We start from the raw sequence: 14797 nt of genomic DNA, 5'->3' as shown, positions 1-14797 counted from the left end.
GTTACAGAATATTATTCTGTAAACCAATTTCGAGGATAGTCCATGAGCCAGTTCCTAAACATGTTCAACAGCGTCGGCCCGGCTGCGTTCAGCCAAATGGCGTGTCAGGTCGCTCCGTATTTCAGCACCATCACGCCGGAAATCTCCGAGCTGCGCCCCGGCCACGCGGTGGTCAACGTGCCGTTTCGCAAGGAGATCACCAACCATTTGGCCTCAGTGCACGCCATTGCCCTATGCAACGCCGCCGAGTTGGCGGGCGGCACAATGACGGACGTATCAATTCCCTCGGGCGCCAAATGGATTCCCAAGGGCATGACCGTGGAATATCTGGCCAAAGCCAAGTCGAACATCCGCGCGGTGGCCGATGGCTCGGGCATTGACTGGCAAACTGCCGGCGACAAGTTCGTGCCGGTGACGATCTTTGATGAAGCCGGGGTCAAGGTGTTTACCGCGAGCATCACCATGAATGTGAAGCTCGGTTAGGGGTCATCGACGCGGGGTTGCATTCAGGTGCAGGCTGAGGATTACTGTGGCCCAAGCCCCGCGTCGAGATAAGCCGCCATGTTTGAACCTGCCTCCCTCATCACCTACATCGCCGTTGTGATTGGCTTGTTCCTGATTCCCGGCCCTTCCGTGTTGCTGGTACTCACGCGCACGCTTCAAGGTGGCCGCAAGGTCGGCGTGGCGACCGGCCTGGGCGTGGCGTGCGGTGACCTTGTACACACCCTGTGCGCAGCACTGGGGTTGTCGGCGATTCTGATGACCTCAGCCACAGCCTTCAACGCCGTGAAGTGGGCCGGCGCCGCTTACCTGATCTACCTGGGCATACGGGCGTTCATGGCTCAGTCGGGCGCGAACACCCGCTTGGCCTTGCCCGCCGTCACGCCGCGCCAGGCATTTTTCCAGGCCGTGGGCGCCGAGGTGCTGAACCCGAAAACCGCAATTTTCTTCCTCGCCTTCCTGCCGCAATTCGTCCACCCCGAAGCCGGCTCGTCGCTGGTTCAATTCGCGGTGCTGGGCCTGATTTTTTCCGGGCTCAGCGCCGTGTACACCAGCCTGCTGGCCATCGCCATCCGCCCGTTGAGCCGGGGGTTCAAGGGGCTTGCGAGGCTGCGGCGGTGGGAAGGGAAAATCATTGGCACGTTGTTTATGGGGCTGGGGTTGAAAATAGCCTTTCAGCAGCGATAAACAACGGGTAAAAATCCCGTGGCCCTCTGGGAAGCGTCAACCCTCCAGCTCGAACCTCAAATAGCCATTGGCGTCCGCTCCCGTCTGCGTAAACCCGGCGCTTTCATACAGCCGCCTCGCGGGGTTGTCGGCACGCACACTCAAGGTCAAATGGGTAAACCCTGCTAGGCCAGCTTCGCTGGCGTAGGCCGTCAACAGCGCAGCGCCTAAACCCCTTTGACGGTATTGCGCCCCGACGCCAATCGTACACAGCAGCGCGCAGCCGTCCTGCGGCATCCACAAGCAATAACCTGCAAACTGCTCATCAACCGTGGCGACAATCAAGCGGTCGAAGTGGTTTATCCAATCCGCAAGGTGCCGCTCGGTCTGGCGCAGCCAGCCGTCTTCGTGGCTGGGCTCCCAGCGCTGGATGTACTCGCGCTCACCCCGGTAGATCAAGGGCAGGTCGGTGACCAGGGCTTTGCGCAGTCGGTGGGCTATCGGCGGTTGTTCATGATGCGGCACGCTCACGGCTTCTTCCTGGGTTGAGACCAGCAGTCACTATGGCTGATCTACACGTCGCCTCTCAACAGCTACGCTACCCGTAAATCCTCATTGTTTTTTTTTACGCCTTGGCCTCAACTAGTCCGCTCCCCCAGACGCGAGTATCAACCTTGGAACGCTATCAATCGCTGGTCATCGGCCTCGGCGCCATGGGTGCGGCCACGGTCTATCAACTGGCAAAGGCCGGTGTAAAAGTGGCCGGCATTGACCGTCATCACCCGCCCCATACATGGGGTTCGAGCCACGGCGATACCCGGATCACACGGCTTTCTGTCGGTGAGGGTGCGCAGTACGTGCCCATTGTGCGCAACTCGCACCGTATCTGGCGCGAGCTTGAAGCGTTGTCGGGGGAAGCACTGTTTGAGCAGTCGGGCCTGTTGGTGCTGACCTCCAGCGCTGACTTCGACCCCGGCGATAAAACCGACTTTACCCTGCGCACAATAAGCCTGGCGCAAACCTACGGAATCAAACACGAACAGCTGGACGCTGCGCAGATTCGCCGGCGCTTCCCCCAGTTTGCCCAAGTGGTCGACAGCGCCATCGGTTACTACGAACCCGAAGGCGGTTTTGTACGCCCCGAGCGGTGCATTGATGTGCAATTGAAGCTGGCTGAGCAAAACGGGGCCACGCTGTACAAGGGCGAGACTGTCACCCATATCAGCTCCGACGCCCACGGCGTAACGGTGACCACCGACAGACGTACGTTGCAGGCCGACAAGCTGGTGGTCAGCGCGGGCAATTGGGCGGGAGGTTTGTTGGGAGCGCCGTTTGATCGCTTGCTCAGCGTTTACCGGCAAGAGCTTTTCTGGTTCGAGCTTGAGCCGGGCGCCGAGTTGGTCGGGAAGTCGCCCACCTACATCCTCACGCATGGCACAGACCAGACCCACTACGGTTTCCCGGCGTTACCCGGCGAGGGGAGCCTGAAGATTGCCACGGCGCAGTATCACACCCCCTCCACGCCCGACACACTGGACCGCACCGTCTCGACGGTGCAGGAACAGGAAATGTATGAACAGCAGGTGCAGGGGCGTATCGCAGGCGTGACCGCCAAGGTCGTCAAGTCGGCGGTTTGCGCCTATACCGTGGCGCCGGATCACCACTTCATCATCGACGAACACCCCACACTGCAGCACACACTGGTGGTGTCGCCCTGTTCAGGGCATGGCTTCAAGCACTCGGCGGCGTTGGGCGAAGCGTTCGCACAGTGGTGCATACGCGGTTCGAGTGACCTGGACCTTTCCTCGTTTTCACTCAAACGCTTCGAAAGCCAATAACTGCCAAAAAAAGGGGCACGTTTGCCCCTTGCCCGGGTTATTTAGCGAACGCGTATTCGCCACCCTGCTCCACCGCCTTACGGTAAGCCGGGCGCGCCTGGAACCGCTTCACCCACGCGACCAGGTTCGGGTACGCCTGCAATTTGCCCTGTGCGCCGGCGACCTCACCGATAAAGCTCAACTGGATATCCGCGCCGCTCAGCTCGTCACCCAGCAGATACGGGGTGTCCGCCAGCACGTCATTCAAATAGCCCAGGTAGTTGGCCACTTCCGACTGGATACGCGGTTGCAGCGGCGCGCCGGCGTCACCCAGGCGGCCAACGTAGAGGTTGAGCATCAGCGGCAACATCGCCGAGCCCTCGGCGAAGTGCAGCCATTGCACGTATGTGTCGTAGGCGGCGGTAGCAGGATCGGGTTGCAGGCGGCCCTGGCCGTGGCGGCGAATCAGGTAGTCGATGATCGCGGCGGATTCGATCAGCACCAGCGAGCCGTCTTCGATCACCGGCGATTTGCCCAGCGGGTTGATGGCCTTGAGTTCCGCCGGGGCGAGGTTGGTTTTCGAGTCGCGGCTGTAGCGTTTGATTTCGTAAGGCAGGCCGAGCTCTTCAAGCAGCCAGAGAATGCGTTGCGAGCGGGAATTGTTGAGGTGGTGGACGGTGATCATGGGGGCAGCTCCATTGGGCGAGCGTTGAGGGTACATCAGCAGACTGCGCGCGCGCAGGGGAGTGCCCTGAAGTTGTTAACGCGTTTGTGGGCCTTATAGGGTGAGCGGGCTTGTTGTGGTGAGTGAGCTTGCCCCGCTCACCACAACAAGCCCGCCTGCGACATGGAGCCCGCTCGCCGCGAGCCTCTGATCAGGCCAACCGGAACCGGGCGGTGTTGTCGCTCAATGCGCGGCTGCCTTTGCTCAGCGTGTCGGCCGCCTGGTTCACTGCGCGGGCGCCGTCGAGCAGGCGGCCTGCGGCCTGGTCCACTTGCTGGATATTGCCGCTGACTTCGTCGGCGGTGGCCGCTTGTTCCTCCACCGCCGCTGCAATCTGCGCCAGGGTGTCAGTGACGTTTTGCACAGCCCCGGCGATCTCGCCCAGCCGTGCCCCCAAACCGGTGACAGATTCGGCATCGGTCAGCGCTTGGTCGCACGCGGCGCTCATCAGGCTCACGGCCTGGCTGACGGTTGAACGCAAACTGTCTACGGTGCCGGCGATTTGCGCCGTCGAGGCCTGGGTGCGTTGCGACAGGCTGCGCACTTCATCGGCGACCACGGCAAACCCCCGGCCCTGCTCGCCCGCACGGGCAGCTTCGATGGCCGCGTTCAGCGCCAGCAGGTTGGTCTGTTCGGCGATGCCACGAATAGTGTCGACCACCGACTGAATCTGCTGGCCCTGCTGGCTGACTTGTTCCAGTGCGTTGGCGGTGTCCGTCAGGCGCTGGTTAAGCTGCTGGATGCTGGCCGTGGTGCGCTGACTGTCGCGGCTGCTCTCTTGCGCGATGCGCCGGGTGTTTTGGGCGCTGCCCGAGGCCTGTTCACAGCTTTTGGCGACGCCCATGGACGTGGCGGCCAATTGAGTCGCGGCGGCGGCAATCTGGCTGATTTGCTGTTGCTGGTCTTCGACTTCCGTGAGGGTGCTGCCCGACTGTGAATTGAGCGTGAGCACCGCCGAGCCAAGCTGCTGAGTCTCGTGGTTCACGCCCAGCAGGCTGGTGCGCAACTGCACCACCGCCACGTTGAGTGCCGTGCTGATGGCCGCGAGTTCATCGCGGCCTTCCACCGCCACTTCCACGCACAGGTTACCGTCGCGCAGGGACTCGGCCAGCGTAGTGATGCCACTGGCGCTGCGGCGAATCGAGGCCTGCAGGCAGATGAACAGGTACAACGCCGCCAGTGCCAACAGGCTGAACGTCGCCACCACCGGGATAAACTGCTTGAGCGAGCGGTCGCGGTAGTAACCCAGGCGCTCATCCAGCGAATTCAGCGACTGGCTGCGCAACGCGCCCAAGGCACCGAGCATGCTGTCGACACTGCGGTCGAAGCCTGCAATGTCGAGTTTGATGGTGCCACCGAACACCCCGTCATCCAGGGCTTTGAGCTCGTTATCCAGCAATTGCAGGCTGCTGTCGTATTGCGCCGTCCACGGTTCCAGCCCCGCGTATTGCTTGGCTTTGAGCGAGGTGGCGGCCTTCGCCAACTGGTCACGCGCATCACCGATGCGGCCACGCAGGTCGCGCATCTGCAAGCGGCTTTGCAGGGTGAATTGCCCCGAGGCGATGGAAGACTCACCGACACTCGCCGTGCGGCCGATGCACTCGATCAGGTCCGGCGTGTGCTGGGTGGAAATCTGCATCAGCAGGTAGGTTTCCAGCCAGGGATCGAGAATCAGGCCGGCATCCAGCGTGATTTGCTCACGCAAGGTTTGCATCGCAGTCAGGGCGGCGGTGAAACGATCGTAACCGTCCGGCCACCAACCCACGGAGCGCAGGGCTTGAGTGTCCATGCCCTTGACCGTCGCCTGCAGCGCCTCGAAACGCGCGAGGGTGTCGGCGCTGGCGTTCTGGCTTTTGAGGGCATCGCCCAAGGCTTGCAGGCTTTGGGCAATCGCGGGGCTGCCGGCGTCAACCTTGTCCATCGCGGCCTGGGCCGCAGGCGTCGGGGTGTGCAGGATGTCCAGTGCTTTCCAGCGCGCGGCCAGGTTGCGTTGCGTCGTCAGTTGGCCATCCAGTGTGTCCACGGCCAGCAGTTGGCGCACGCCGGACTGTTCACTGGAAATCACCGCGAGTTTGTCGCGATAATCCTGGCCGATCATCCACAGGCTCCCGGCCAGGGGCAGCATGAACAGGAAAAACAGGATCTGAAACTTGCGCGCGAAACCGAAACGGCCGAGCAGACGGATACCGGGTGATAAAAGACTGTGCATGGCCGACCACTCCCTGAAGCAACCTGAAAATGACTGGAAGCAAAATGCCATGTCATTGATTAGCTTGGCTCTAGCAAGATACGGGCCGCAGGTGCCAGGGCCGGAGATAGGCGCTGCGACGACGGATAATCATCAAGCCGCGCACGAAAATGGGGCAAAAACACTCAGTGCTGAACACACACCTGTAACCCCCGGAGACGAAGTCCGGTTTTTTTACGTTTTCAGCAAAGGGCCTGCGGCATGCAACGCATCGTCATACTCGGCAACGCCGGTAGCGGCAAATCAACCCTGGCGCGCGAACTGGGCAAACGCCTGGACGCTCCCGTGGTTCACCTGGACAGATTGTTCTGGGAACCGGGCTGGGTGGAGGCCGACAACGCTATCTTCCGGGCACGGGTTCAGCAGGCCATCGCGCCGGATCGCTGGGTGTGTGAGGGCAATTACGCGCGCCGCACCTTCGACCTGCGCCTGCCCCGCGCAGACCTGGTCATCTGGCTGGACACCCCGCGTACGACGTGCGTGAGACGTGTACTGCTGCGCAGCCTGCTGGACCGGCCCCGCACGGACAAACCGGCGGGCTGCAAGGAAAAACTCGACAGGGCGTTCTTGACCTTCCTCAGTTGGTGCTGGAACTTTGACCGGGTGAGCCGCCCGCGGATTGACGCGGTGCGCCTGGCCATCGGGCCGCATATTCCGGTCATTCATCTGCGCACTGCACGCGAGGTTGCCGATTTTCTGAAACGCTCAGCTCAACCTTGCGCTTTAACCAGCCCGTACTGACTGAAATTATTGATATGGTCATCCAGATTGTCCTCCAGCATCATCCGGTACTGATCACAGAAATACTTCAGCATCGCCTCCCGCGCCGCTGCCATTTCGGCGCCGGACTTGAAGTTGCGGGCGCACGCCCAAGCATTGAAGCGCGTGGCGCCGAACATCATTGAGGCGCTGACCTCACCGAAGTTGTCACAGGTTTTAAGCTGCTCGTTCGACAACTCGATATGAGCGTCTGCGCGGTCGTAGAAGGCTTGGTCGGTGGCGTCGGCCATTGAGGGTGTTCCCGGATAAACGAATGAGGGTGGTCATTGGAGCATATCCGGCAACAGGTTTGCAGACGCGGGGGCTAAACCAACGACGTCATCCGGCTCAACTGCTCATCCGTCGGGAACCCCAGCGTCCTGTAGCGTGGCGGATAAATGTCCATCGGTTTCAACAGATCACCCGCCCGGGCTTCAAGGTCAGCCCATTCAACAATCCGGGTCTGGACGGTGCCATCGGGTTGTGGCGTGACCAGCGCTACGCGCTCGGTTTTGGGCAGCAAAGTGTCCACGGTTTGCGTCCAACTGCTCAGCGAAAACTGCTGGCCGTCGCCTCCCTTGAACGCGAGCACTTTGTAAGAAGCCACAAACACGTCGATATTTTGCTCTTCATGAATCGTGTCGAGCTGCTCCTTTTGTGCGTTGTAATTACCTTCAAGCAACATGCGTTCAAGGCTTGCCATACGCGTCAGCAGTGCTTCGTCGTGGGTGACAAATGGCACAATCCGTTGGCCCTCGTACGTATAGACCTGGCTGGAGACGACGCGCCCGTTTTCCATGGCCTTGAAGCTGACCTCCACCATATGCCGGATGCCGTCTTCATCTTTGTCACCGGTGACCATCAGCACGTCGCGGTTCGGGATCATGAACACCGGACGCCCCTTGATCGGCGCGCGCTGGAGCACATCCGGCAGCAGCACGCGGCTGGTGTCATAGCTGTCGTTCCAGCGGCCAATGTAGAGCCCGGGCACAATTTCGTCGAACGCATCCGGGGTGGTTTCGCGCAGGTTGCTCACCGCCACCGCCAGCGCCTCGTCGAGGCTCACGCCCCAGTTTTCCTTCGGGCCATCCGTCAGCGTCGCGGTGGTCTCGGGATAGTCAACCGCCAGCAAGGTCACGCAGTCTTTGCCCAGGGCTTGGTGGACAGCAGCGTGGGCCTTGTCCCAGCCTTCGGTACGCACCTGATGCAGGCGCACTTCCTCGAGCATCGCCAGGTTACGAATCACTGGCCGTAGCAGCGGCTTGACCTCTTCGAAGCTTTGCGGCGCATCCTTTTTGTAATTGAGCAGGGTCGAGGCGTACCCGTTCAACACATCGGGCTTTTGCGACTTTTCGGCACTCTGGTAATCACGGAACGCGTTATGCAGGTTGAAGTAACCGTCGCCGTCGCCATGGCTGAGGCGAAATTCATTCGGCACGTATTCAAGGTGGCCACTGAAGCCCGCATCGCGGGCAGCCTTGATGATTTTTTGGGCAAAGGCCTCCTCGGTCAGGGGGCGATTGAAGAGTTTGTCGATCAGCGTGCCGAACATGCGCAGGTTCCTCCATGAGTGCGAGACGCCCATCATGGGCGGTGCAAGGGCCGGGGTAAAGTAACGACCCGCGTTGTGTGATCGCGTTCACTGCTGCCAGCTCAGGCCAGCAATTGGGTGATCCACCGAGCCTGTCGGGCGACCTCCTGCACTTTATCTTCCGGTACCGATTGCAGCGCTTGCTCAAGGCTGGCCAAGGTCTTGTGCTTCTGGCGCAGCATGCGTTGCCACTTGGCCAGGAACTGCGGGCTGCGCGCCTGCATTTGCAGGGGGCCGAAGTACAGCTCTTCATCGGTGTAGATCACAGGCCCGCTGCGCTCGGCAACGATGATTTCGTAGTAGAAACGGTTTTCCCGCAGTAACTCTTCAGTGAGGATGCGATAGCCGTTGTCCATCAGCCATTGGCGCAGCGGTTGCTCGCCGCCGTTGGGTTGCAGGATCAGGCGTTCTCCGCCACCCAGGTGGGCCCTGCCGGCTTCGAGAATGTCGCGAATGGTCTCGCCGCCCATGCCACACAGGCTGATCGCGGTGATGCCGTCGCCAGGTTCAATCGCCGCCAACCCATCGGCCAGGCGCACGCTGATCTGCTGCTCCAGAGCGTTATCACGCACCGTGCGCCGGGCCGCGTGAAAGGGCGTGGCCGCCACCTCCCCCGCTACCGCCGCAGTGATCAGGCCACGGCGCATCAGGGCTACCGGCAGGTAACCGTGGTCCGAGCCGATATCGGCCAGGCGCGCACCGGCAGGCACGTTCGCCGCCACGCGCTCCAGGCGCAGGGATAAAGTGTGTTCGTTCAACGGTTGTTCCTTGTCGCTAAAAAATTACTCACCCGAGAACCGGTCGCGGCTGTTGGTCAGGTGCAGCACCATCGCCGCCCTTGCGGCGTCCGGGTCCTGACGTTTGATCGCATTGAAGATCGCCTCGTGCTCCAGGTTCGCCAACTGCCCGAGCCTGGCGAAGTCGGCACCGCCGCGCTCGTCGCCCTTGACCTGGGTGCGCGGGATCATCGCATTGCCCAGGTGCAGCATGATCTCGGTGAAAAACGTATTGCCGGTGGCTTCTGCGATCAGTTGGTGAAAGCGTTTGTCTTCCTCCACGCAGCTGTCGTTGTTGGCCAGCGAGGCCTGGTAGTCGTCCAGCGCCTGACGCATGTGGGCCAGTTGCTCGTCAGACCGGCGCAGTGCGGCCAGCGCCACGGCTTGCACCTCCAGGCCCAGGCGCAGCTCCAGCATGTTGCGCACGCTGGCGACCGTGTCCACATTCAAACGCAAACCTTGCTGGGCATGCGGCGCCAGCACGAACGTGCCGATGCCGTGGCGCGTCTCCACCAGGCCCGACGCCTGCAACTTGGAGATGGCCTCACGCACGACCGTACGGCTCACGCCATGCTCCAGCACGATGGTGGATTCCGATGGCAGTTTTTCCCCGGGTTTCAGTTGGCCGAGCAGGATGCGCTGGCTCAGCGCCTCGACCACGCCCTGGGCGAGGTTGTTGGAACGTCGGCGGACAACATTTGCGCTTTCAATGGGCATTGTTACGGGTCCACGGGGTTGGGCTGGTGGGAGCTTAACACCCTCACCGAGCTGTTTCGAAATCAATCTACTTGTATGACAACCAACCTATTCCGGTCTAGTCGAGAAATTCTCCAACGCCCGCCAGCAAGTACCTCACACGAAGTTTCCAGCACGCCGCACCTCGCAAAAAAACCCAACAAATATTGAGTAAATAACCAAAATACGCACTCAACCACCGTGCTTATAAAAACAAATACACTCACCCCTGCATTGCGATCATCAGAAAAGCACTTGTATGATGTCTATCAACAAGACACACAAACCCGCATAAAAATAATCAGGGGGAGTTTTGAATTGTGAACAATTCAAGCCATGCATCTGCCGCTTCACAAAATGATTCCGTCCTCGCGCGCGCCGTGAGCAAAGTGAAGGGCCATGTGCTCCCGCTGTTCGTGATCATGTTCATCCTCAACTACATCGACCGGGTCAATATCGGCTTCGTGCGCACCCACATGGAGCATGACCTCGGCATCGGCGCGGCCGCCTACGGCCTCGGTGCCGGGCTGTTCTTCATCGGCTACGCACTCTTCGAAGTACCCTCCAACATGCTGCTGCAAAAGGTCGGCGCACGTATCTGGCTGACCCGCATCATGTTCACTTGGGGCATCGTCGCCACCTTGATGGCGTTCATCCAGAACGAAACCCAGTTCTACATCCTGCGCTTCCTGCTGGGCGTGGCCGAAGCGGGGTTCTTCCCCGGGGTGATCTATTACTTCACCCGCTGGCTGCCCGGTGTTGAGCGCGGCAAAGCCATTGCAATCTTCCTCAGCGGGTCGGCGGTTGCCTCACTGATATCCGGGCCGCTGTCGGGTGCGCTGTTGCAGATTGAGGGCTTTGGTTTTCACGGCTGGCAGTGGATGTTTGCCATCGAAGGCCTGGCCTCGGTGGCGCTGGGTTTTTTCGTGTGGTTCTGGCTGGACTCCAAACCCCATGACGCCCAATGGCTGACCCGCGAAGAACAAGACACGCTGGTGGACGCGATCGATCAGGAACAGCGTGAGCGCGAAGCACTGACCACGGTCAAACCGACCATCGGCAAGCTACTCAAAGACCGCCAGATCCTGCTGTTTTGCGCCTTGTACTTCTGCATCCAGCTGACGATCTACGCCGCAACATTCTGGCTGCCGAGCATCATCAAGAAGATGGGTGACCTGAGCGATATCCAGGTGGGTTTCTTCAACTCGATCCCATGGCTGATCTCGATCATCGCCATGTACGCCTTCGCCTCGCTGTCGGGCAAGTTCAAGTTCCAGCAGGCCTGGGTTGCTGCAGCGCTGTTGATCGCGGCGGCCGGCATGTTCATGTCCACCACCGGCGGGCCGATCTTCGCCTTTGTTGCGATTTGCTTTGCGGCCATTGGTTTCAAGTCGGCCTCGTCGCTGTTCTGGCCGATCCCGCAGGGCTATCTGGACGTGCGCATCGCCGCCGCCGTGATCGCGCTGATCAACTCCATCGGCAACCTGGGCGGTTTTGTCGCCCCCACCACCTTCGGCTTTCTGGAACAGACCACCGGCTCGATCCAGGGCGGCCTCTACGGCCTGGCCGGCACGTCGGTGCTCGCGGCGATCCTGGTGTTCTTCGCCAAGACCGCTCCCTCTGCCGTACTGACCGCGCCAAGCGCCGTGCCAGCCGGCGCCGCCCTCAGCAAACCTCTTTAAGCTTACTCAGGAAACTGCCATGAATACCCCTGTCGTCACCCACTTCCAGGTCATTCCCGTTGCCGGCCATGACAGCATGCTGCTCAACCTGAGCGGCGCCCACGGGCCCTACTTCACGCGCAATATCGTGATTCTCAAGGACAGCGCCGGCCATACCGGCGTAGGCGAAGTGCCGGGCGGCGAGCGCATCCGCGAAACCCTGGAAGACGCGCGCAATTTGGTGGTTGGCCAACCCATCGGCCAGTACCAACGCATCCTCAATCAAATGCGCAGCACCTTTGCCTCGCGGGACTCTGCCGGCCGCGGCCTGCAAACCTTTGACCTGCGCATCACCATTCACGCCGTGACCGCGATGGAAGCCGCGCTGCTCGACCTGCTGGGGCAATTTCTCGAAGTGCCGGTGGCAGCCTTGCTCGGCGAAGGGCAGCAGCGCGATGCGGTGAAAATGCTCGGCTACCTGTTCTACGTCGGTGATCGCAGCGCGACAGACCTGGCCTATCGCAACGAAGCCGACGCTGATGACGACTGGTTCCGCCTGCGCCATGAAAAAGCCCTGACCAGCGAAGCCGTGGTGCGCCTGGCCGAAGCCGCCAAAGCCAAATACGGTTTCAACGACTTCAAACTCAAAGGCGGCGTGCTGAGTGGCGATGCGGAAATCGACGCCGTCACCGCACTGGCCGAACGCTTCCCGGATGCGCGCATCACACTCGACCCGAACGGCGCCTGGTCACTCAAGGAAGCCATCCGCCTGTGCCGCGATCAACATCACGTACTCGCTTACGCCGAAGACCCGTGCGGCGCTGAAAACGGTTATTCGGGCCGTGAAGTCATGGCCGAATTCCGCCGGGCCACGGGCCTTAAAACCGCCACCAACATGATCGCCACCGACTGGCGGGAAATGGGCCACGCGATTCAGTTGCAATCGGTCGACATTCCCTTGGCAGACCCGCACTTCTGGACGATGCAGGGCTCGGTCCGCGTGGCACAGATGTGCAACGAGTGGGGCCTGACCTGGGGCTCGCACTCCAACAACCACTTTGATATTTCCTTGGCGATGTTCACCCAGGTCGCCGCCGCCGCGCCGGGCGACATCACCGCCATCGACACCCACTGGATCTGGCAGGACGGCCAGCGCCTGACCAGAGAGCCGCTGCAAATCGAAGGCGGTTACGTGAAGGTGCCGAGCAAACCCGGCCTGGGCGTGGATATCGACATGGACGCCGTGGCCAAAGCCCATGAGCTTTACAAAGGCATGGGCCTCGGCGCGCGGGATGACAGCGTGGCGATGCAGTTCCTGATTCCGGGCTGGAGCTTCAACAACAAGCAGCCTTGCCTGGTGCGATAACGCCATGGAAACCAAAGCGCCCCTAAAAAGGGGCGCTTTAGCATCAGGGTTTGGTGGCCGACACCGCTTTCGCCCTGGCCGTTTTCCTGGCTGCAATCGGCTGCACCGTAAGCTCTACTCCCAAGGCCAGCATCAGCTTCTGCACAGTCTCATAACGGGTTTTCGAGCCGCCTTTCAGGGTTTTATAAAGGCTCTCCCGATTGACCCCCGCCGCCTCGGCCACCTTGTTCACGCCTTGGGCCTTGGCCACCTCGGCAAGTGCCTTCATGAGGATCTGGGGGTCCTGCGATTTCATGCTTTGCGCCAAATACGCACTGATCACCTCCGGGCTGTCGAGGAAGCGCGAGGCCTCGTAAACGCTGGTACCGGATGTATCAAGGTCGAGGATTGGCATGTCCTCGGGTTTGAAGGTTGATTCGCTCATTTTCATTGACCTCTCAGGGCATCAAGAATCTCTTTTGCCCGTTTGATTCCTCTGTTCTGGTCGGTCTTGTCACTGCCCCACAGCATCAGGTAAGCGGCAATGCCCGTGCGCACAAAATAAATCCTGTAGCCGGGCCCGACAAAAACACGCATTTCACTGACTCCGTCGCCTACTGCCTCACAGTCGCCAAAATTGTTTTCTTCGGCGCGGTCCAAGCGAGTCAGAACCGCCGTTTTCCCGCAAATATCCTTCATGCCGTCGAGCCATGTGTCGAACTCCGGCGTCCTGCCGATCAAATTGGTCACGTTTTCACATGTAGCCTACTGGCTACTCCTTGCCGATGCTAGTGAATTTTCAGTTCCGGTGAGCTCCGGATCAAAAAAACCTAGCCCAGCCCCGCAGGAGCAGCCGTTCAATTCTATTAGCGCTTGTTTCCCTGCCGTTTAAAGCGCCCGATCAAATAACGGCGTCACGTCATACCGCTGCTTGAGCATCTGTGCATCCACCAGAAAATCTGCCGTGGCCTGGGCTTCGCTGACAATCGTCGGCGAGATCGGCAGCACCGTGATCGCGTCGCGCTTGAACCACACCTTGGCAATTTCCGGCGCGGACTGGTTGGCCTTCGACCAGGCTTCGGCGTACGCGTCGATATGGCTGTTGCTCCACACCCGTGCGCGGGTCAGGCGGGCGATAAAGTCTTTGATGATTGCGCTTTTTTGCGCCAGCGCAGGTTCGTACGCGACGATGTAGGTCGGCGCGCTCATCAGGCCCTTGGCATTGCGAATCAGCCTGCTGCCTTCTTTTTCCTGCAACGACACATAGGGTTCCCAGGTGCCGAAGGCGTCGATGTCACCCTGGGTCAGTGCCAGGCTGGCTTCGGCGGGCAGCAGGTATTTGAAGGTCACGCTGCTGCGCGGCACGCCAGCTTCGTCCAGGGCTTTGTACGCCAGTTGCTGGCTCCACGAACCGTTCCAGATGGCGACCGTCTTGCCTTTCAGATCTGCCACCGACGCAATGCCCTTGCGCGCCACAATCCCCACGCCGTCAAGGCTGGTCTGCGTGCTGGCGACCACTTTGACCGGCGCGCCATTGGCGGCGAGGCTGATCACCGGCGTATCCCCGACAATGCCGATATCCAGCGCACCACTGGCCACGGCCGAGGCCACCGGCGAGCCGGTATTGAAACGCTTGAAGTCGATCTTGTATGGCAGGTCTTTGAGCTCGCCAGACAGCTCCAGCACGATGCGGTTGGAGAAGAACTGGTCGCCCACGGTCAGGGTCAGGGGCTCTGCGGCCCACACCGATGAGCCGTGCAGCGTGAATGAGGCCAGGCCCAACAGGGCAAGCAAGTTGCGACGATTGATCATGAACATATTCCACAGGTTGAAGGCTGACTCAACCATCTGTGGGCGTGCAGTCTGGTGATGAGGAAAGGGGTTTGACGGTCGCCAAGCGTGGCGCCCGTAGAAGCTAACGCAATAAAAGCGCAAGGTTTAATACTGTTGGGCACTATCGATAGAACTGCCGCG

At 60.6% G+C, this 14797-nt stretch carries 16 protein-coding genes; 6 read left to right on the top strand and 10 right to left on the bottom strand.

Translation table 11 applies throughout. The features are described 5' to 3' along the window. Positions 1-42 precede the first annotated feature (42 nt). Together AB4P94_RS16620 and AB4P94_RS16615 are read left to right on the top strand one after the other, a co-directional pair. Positions 43-483, top strand: a complete 441-nt coding sequence (locus AB4P94_RS16620) for a hotdog fold domain-containing protein (protein WP_395606487.1) — start codon at positions 43-45, stop codon at positions 481-483. A 78-nt stretch (positions 484-561) separates the two neighbouring features. Beyond that, positions 562-1188 carry a LysE family translocator gene (locus tag AB4P94_RS16615; RefSeq protein ID WP_395606486.1) on the top strand — a complete coding sequence of 209 codons (627 nt, stop codon included), beginning with the start codon at positions 562-564 and terminating at the stop codon, positions 1186-1188. Positions 1189-1224: 36 nt separating this feature from the next. Here the strand turns inward: AB4P94_RS16615 and AB4P94_RS16610 are convergent, their stop codons facing one another. Next, positions 1225-1698 (bottom strand): GNAT family N-acetyltransferase, encoded by a 474-nt coding sequence (locus AB4P94_RS16610; RefSeq protein ID WP_395606485.1) that lies wholly within the window; start codon positions 1696-1698, stop codon positions 1225-1227. Positions 1699-1841: 143 nt separating this feature from the next. Here AB4P94_RS16610 and solA point away from each other — a divergent pair, with 143 nt between their 5' ends. Then, a complete protein-coding gene (solA, locus tag AB4P94_RS16605) occupies positions 1842-3005 on the top strand; it encodes an N-methyl-L-tryptophan oxidase (protein WP_395606484.1) in 1164 nt (387 codons plus the stop codon). Positions 3006-3042: 37 nt separating this feature from the next. Here solA and AB4P94_RS16600 read toward each other — a convergent pair whose 3' ends face one another. Both AB4P94_RS16600 and AB4P94_RS16595 read right to left on the bottom strand, forming a co-directional pair. Next, the gene (locus tag AB4P94_RS16600) at positions 3043-3669 is read right to left on the bottom strand and encodes a glutathione S-transferase family protein (RefSeq protein WP_395606483.1); all 627 of its coding nucleotides are present in this window, start codon (positions 3667-3669) and stop codon (positions 3043-3045) included. Positions 3670-3859: 190 nt separating this feature from the next. After that, complete coding sequence (locus AB4P94_RS16595; protein ID WP_395611346.1) at positions 3860-4552, bottom strand: methyl-accepting chemotaxis protein; 693 nt, start codon at positions 4550-4552, stop codon at positions 3860-3862. 1605 nt (positions 4553-6157) lie between these two features. Between AB4P94_RS16595 and AB4P94_RS16590 the strand changes: the two genes are divergently transcribed. Then, on the top strand, positions 6158-6697 hold the full coding sequence (locus AB4P94_RS16590) for an AAA family ATPase (RefSeq protein ID WP_395606482.1): 540 nt from the start codon (positions 6158-6160) through the stop codon (positions 6695-6697). Here AB4P94_RS16590 and AB4P94_RS16585 read toward each other — a convergent pair. From AB4P94_RS16585 to AB4P94_RS16570, 4 genes are all read right to left on the bottom strand, one after another. After that, a complete protein-coding gene (locus AB4P94_RS16585) occupies positions 6667-6966 on the bottom strand; it encodes a DUF3144 domain-containing protein (RefSeq protein ID WP_395606481.1) in 300 nt (99 codons plus the stop codon). The two genes, AB4P94_RS16590 and AB4P94_RS16585, sit on opposite strands and share 31 nt — an antisense overlap. 74 nt (positions 6967-7040) lie before the next feature. After that, positions 7041-8267, bottom strand: coding sequence for a DUF1444 family protein (locus tag AB4P94_RS16580; protein ID WP_395606480.1), 1227 nt, complete (start codon positions 8265-8267; stop codon positions 7041-7043). A gap of 101 nt (positions 8268-8368) precedes the next feature. Then, positions 8369-9064, bottom strand: coding sequence for a tRNA (adenine(22)-N(1))-methyltransferase (locus AB4P94_RS16575; protein ID WP_395606479.1), 696 nt, complete (start codon positions 9062-9064; stop codon positions 8369-8371). Positions 9065-9088: 24 nt separating this feature from the next. Continuing rightward, positions 9089-9799 carry a FadR/GntR family transcriptional regulator gene (locus AB4P94_RS16570; protein WP_395606478.1) on the bottom strand — a complete coding sequence of 237 codons (711 nt, stop codon included), beginning with the start codon at positions 9797-9799 and terminating at the stop codon, positions 9089-9091. A 338-nt stretch (positions 9800-10137) separates the two neighbouring features. Here AB4P94_RS16570 and AB4P94_RS16565 point away from each other — a divergent pair, with 338 nt between their 5' ends. Beyond that, positions 10138-11499, top strand: a complete 1362-nt coding sequence (locus tag AB4P94_RS16565; RefSeq protein WP_395606477.1) for an MFS transporter — start codon at positions 10138-10140, stop codon at positions 11497-11499. A 19-nt stretch (positions 11500-11518) separates the two neighbouring features. Next, a complete protein-coding gene (gene gudD, locus AB4P94_RS16560) occupies positions 11519-12844 on the top strand; it encodes a glucarate dehydratase (protein WP_395606476.1) in 1326 nt (441 codons plus the stop codon). A gap of 43 nt (positions 12845-12887) precedes the next feature. On the opposite strand, the gene AB4P94_RS16555 is transcribed toward gudD, so the two are convergent. From AB4P94_RS16555 to AB4P94_RS16545, 3 genes are all read right to left on the bottom strand, one after another. Beyond that, on the bottom strand, positions 12888-13268 hold the full coding sequence (locus AB4P94_RS16555) for an addiction module antidote protein (RefSeq protein ID WP_395606475.1): 381 nt from the start codon (positions 13266-13268) through the stop codon (positions 12888-12890). Between the two features lie 2 nt (positions 13269-13270). Next, on the bottom strand, positions 13271-13573 hold the full coding sequence (locus tag AB4P94_RS16550) for a type II toxin-antitoxin system RelE/ParE family toxin (RefSeq protein WP_395606474.1): 303 nt from the start codon (positions 13571-13573) through the stop codon (positions 13271-13273). A 138-nt stretch (positions 13574-13711) separates the two neighbouring features. Then, a complete protein-coding gene (locus AB4P94_RS16545) occupies positions 13712-14635 on the bottom strand; it encodes an ABC transporter substrate-binding protein (RefSeq protein ID WP_395606473.1) in 924 nt (307 codons plus the stop codon). Between the last annotated feature and the right edge of the window lie 162 nt (positions 14636-14797).

It is taken from the genome of Pseudomonas sp. B22129 (assembly GCF_044218875.1).
In the GTDB taxonomy this organism is placed as follows: domain Bacteria; phylum Pseudomonadota; class Gammaproteobacteria; order Pseudomonadales; family Pseudomonadaceae; genus Aquipseudomonas.
Note: the sequence above shows the minus strand (reverse complement) of the source record. Positions and strands in the feature narration are given on the sequence as shown.

Bases quoted from the DNA above. Each gene is read 5' to 3' on its own strand.
- AB4P94_RS16620 (WP_395606487.1), top strand. From the start codon at position 43: ATGAGCCAGTTCCTAAACATGTTCAACAGCGTCGGCCCGGCTGCGTTC.
- AB4P94_RS16595 (WP_395611346.1), bottom strand. From the start codon at position 4,552: ATGGGCGTCGCCAAAAGCTGTGAACAGGCCTCGGGCAGCGCCCAAAAC.
- AB4P94_RS16585 (WP_395606481.1), bottom strand. From the start codon at position 6,966: ATGGCCGACGCCACCGACCAAGCCTTCTACGACCGCGCAGACGCTCAT.
- AB4P94_RS16545 (WP_395606473.1), bottom strand. From the start codon at position 14,635: ATGATCAATCGTCGCAACTTGCTTGCCCTGTTGGGCCTGGCCTCATTC.
- AB4P94_RS16580 (WP_395606480.1), bottom strand. From the start codon at position 8,267: ATGTTCGGCACGCTGATCGACAAACTCTTCAATCGCCCCCTGACCGAG.
- AB4P94_RS16600 (WP_395606483.1), bottom strand. From the start codon at position 3,669: ATGATCACCGTCCACCACCTCAACAATTCCCGCTCGCAACGCATTCTC.
- AB4P94_RS16570 (WP_395606478.1), bottom strand. From the start codon at position 9,799: ATGCCCATTGAAAGCGCAAATGTTGTCCGCCGACGTTCCAACAACCTC.
- AB4P94_RS16590 (WP_395606482.1), top strand. From the start codon at position 6,158: ATGCAACGCATCGTCATACTCGGCAACGCCGGTAGCGGCAAATCAACC.
- AB4P94_RS16555 (WP_395606475.1), bottom strand. From the start codon at position 13,268: ATGAGCGAATCAACCTTCAAACCCGAGGACATGCCAATCCTCGACCTT.
- AB4P94_RS16615 (WP_395606486.1), top strand. From the start codon at position 562: ATGTTTGAACCTGCCTCCCTCATCACCTACATCGCCGTTGTGATTGGC.
- gudD (WP_395606476.1), top strand. From the start codon at position 11,519: ATGAATACCCCTGTCGTCACCCACTTCCAGGTCATTCCCGTTGCCGGC.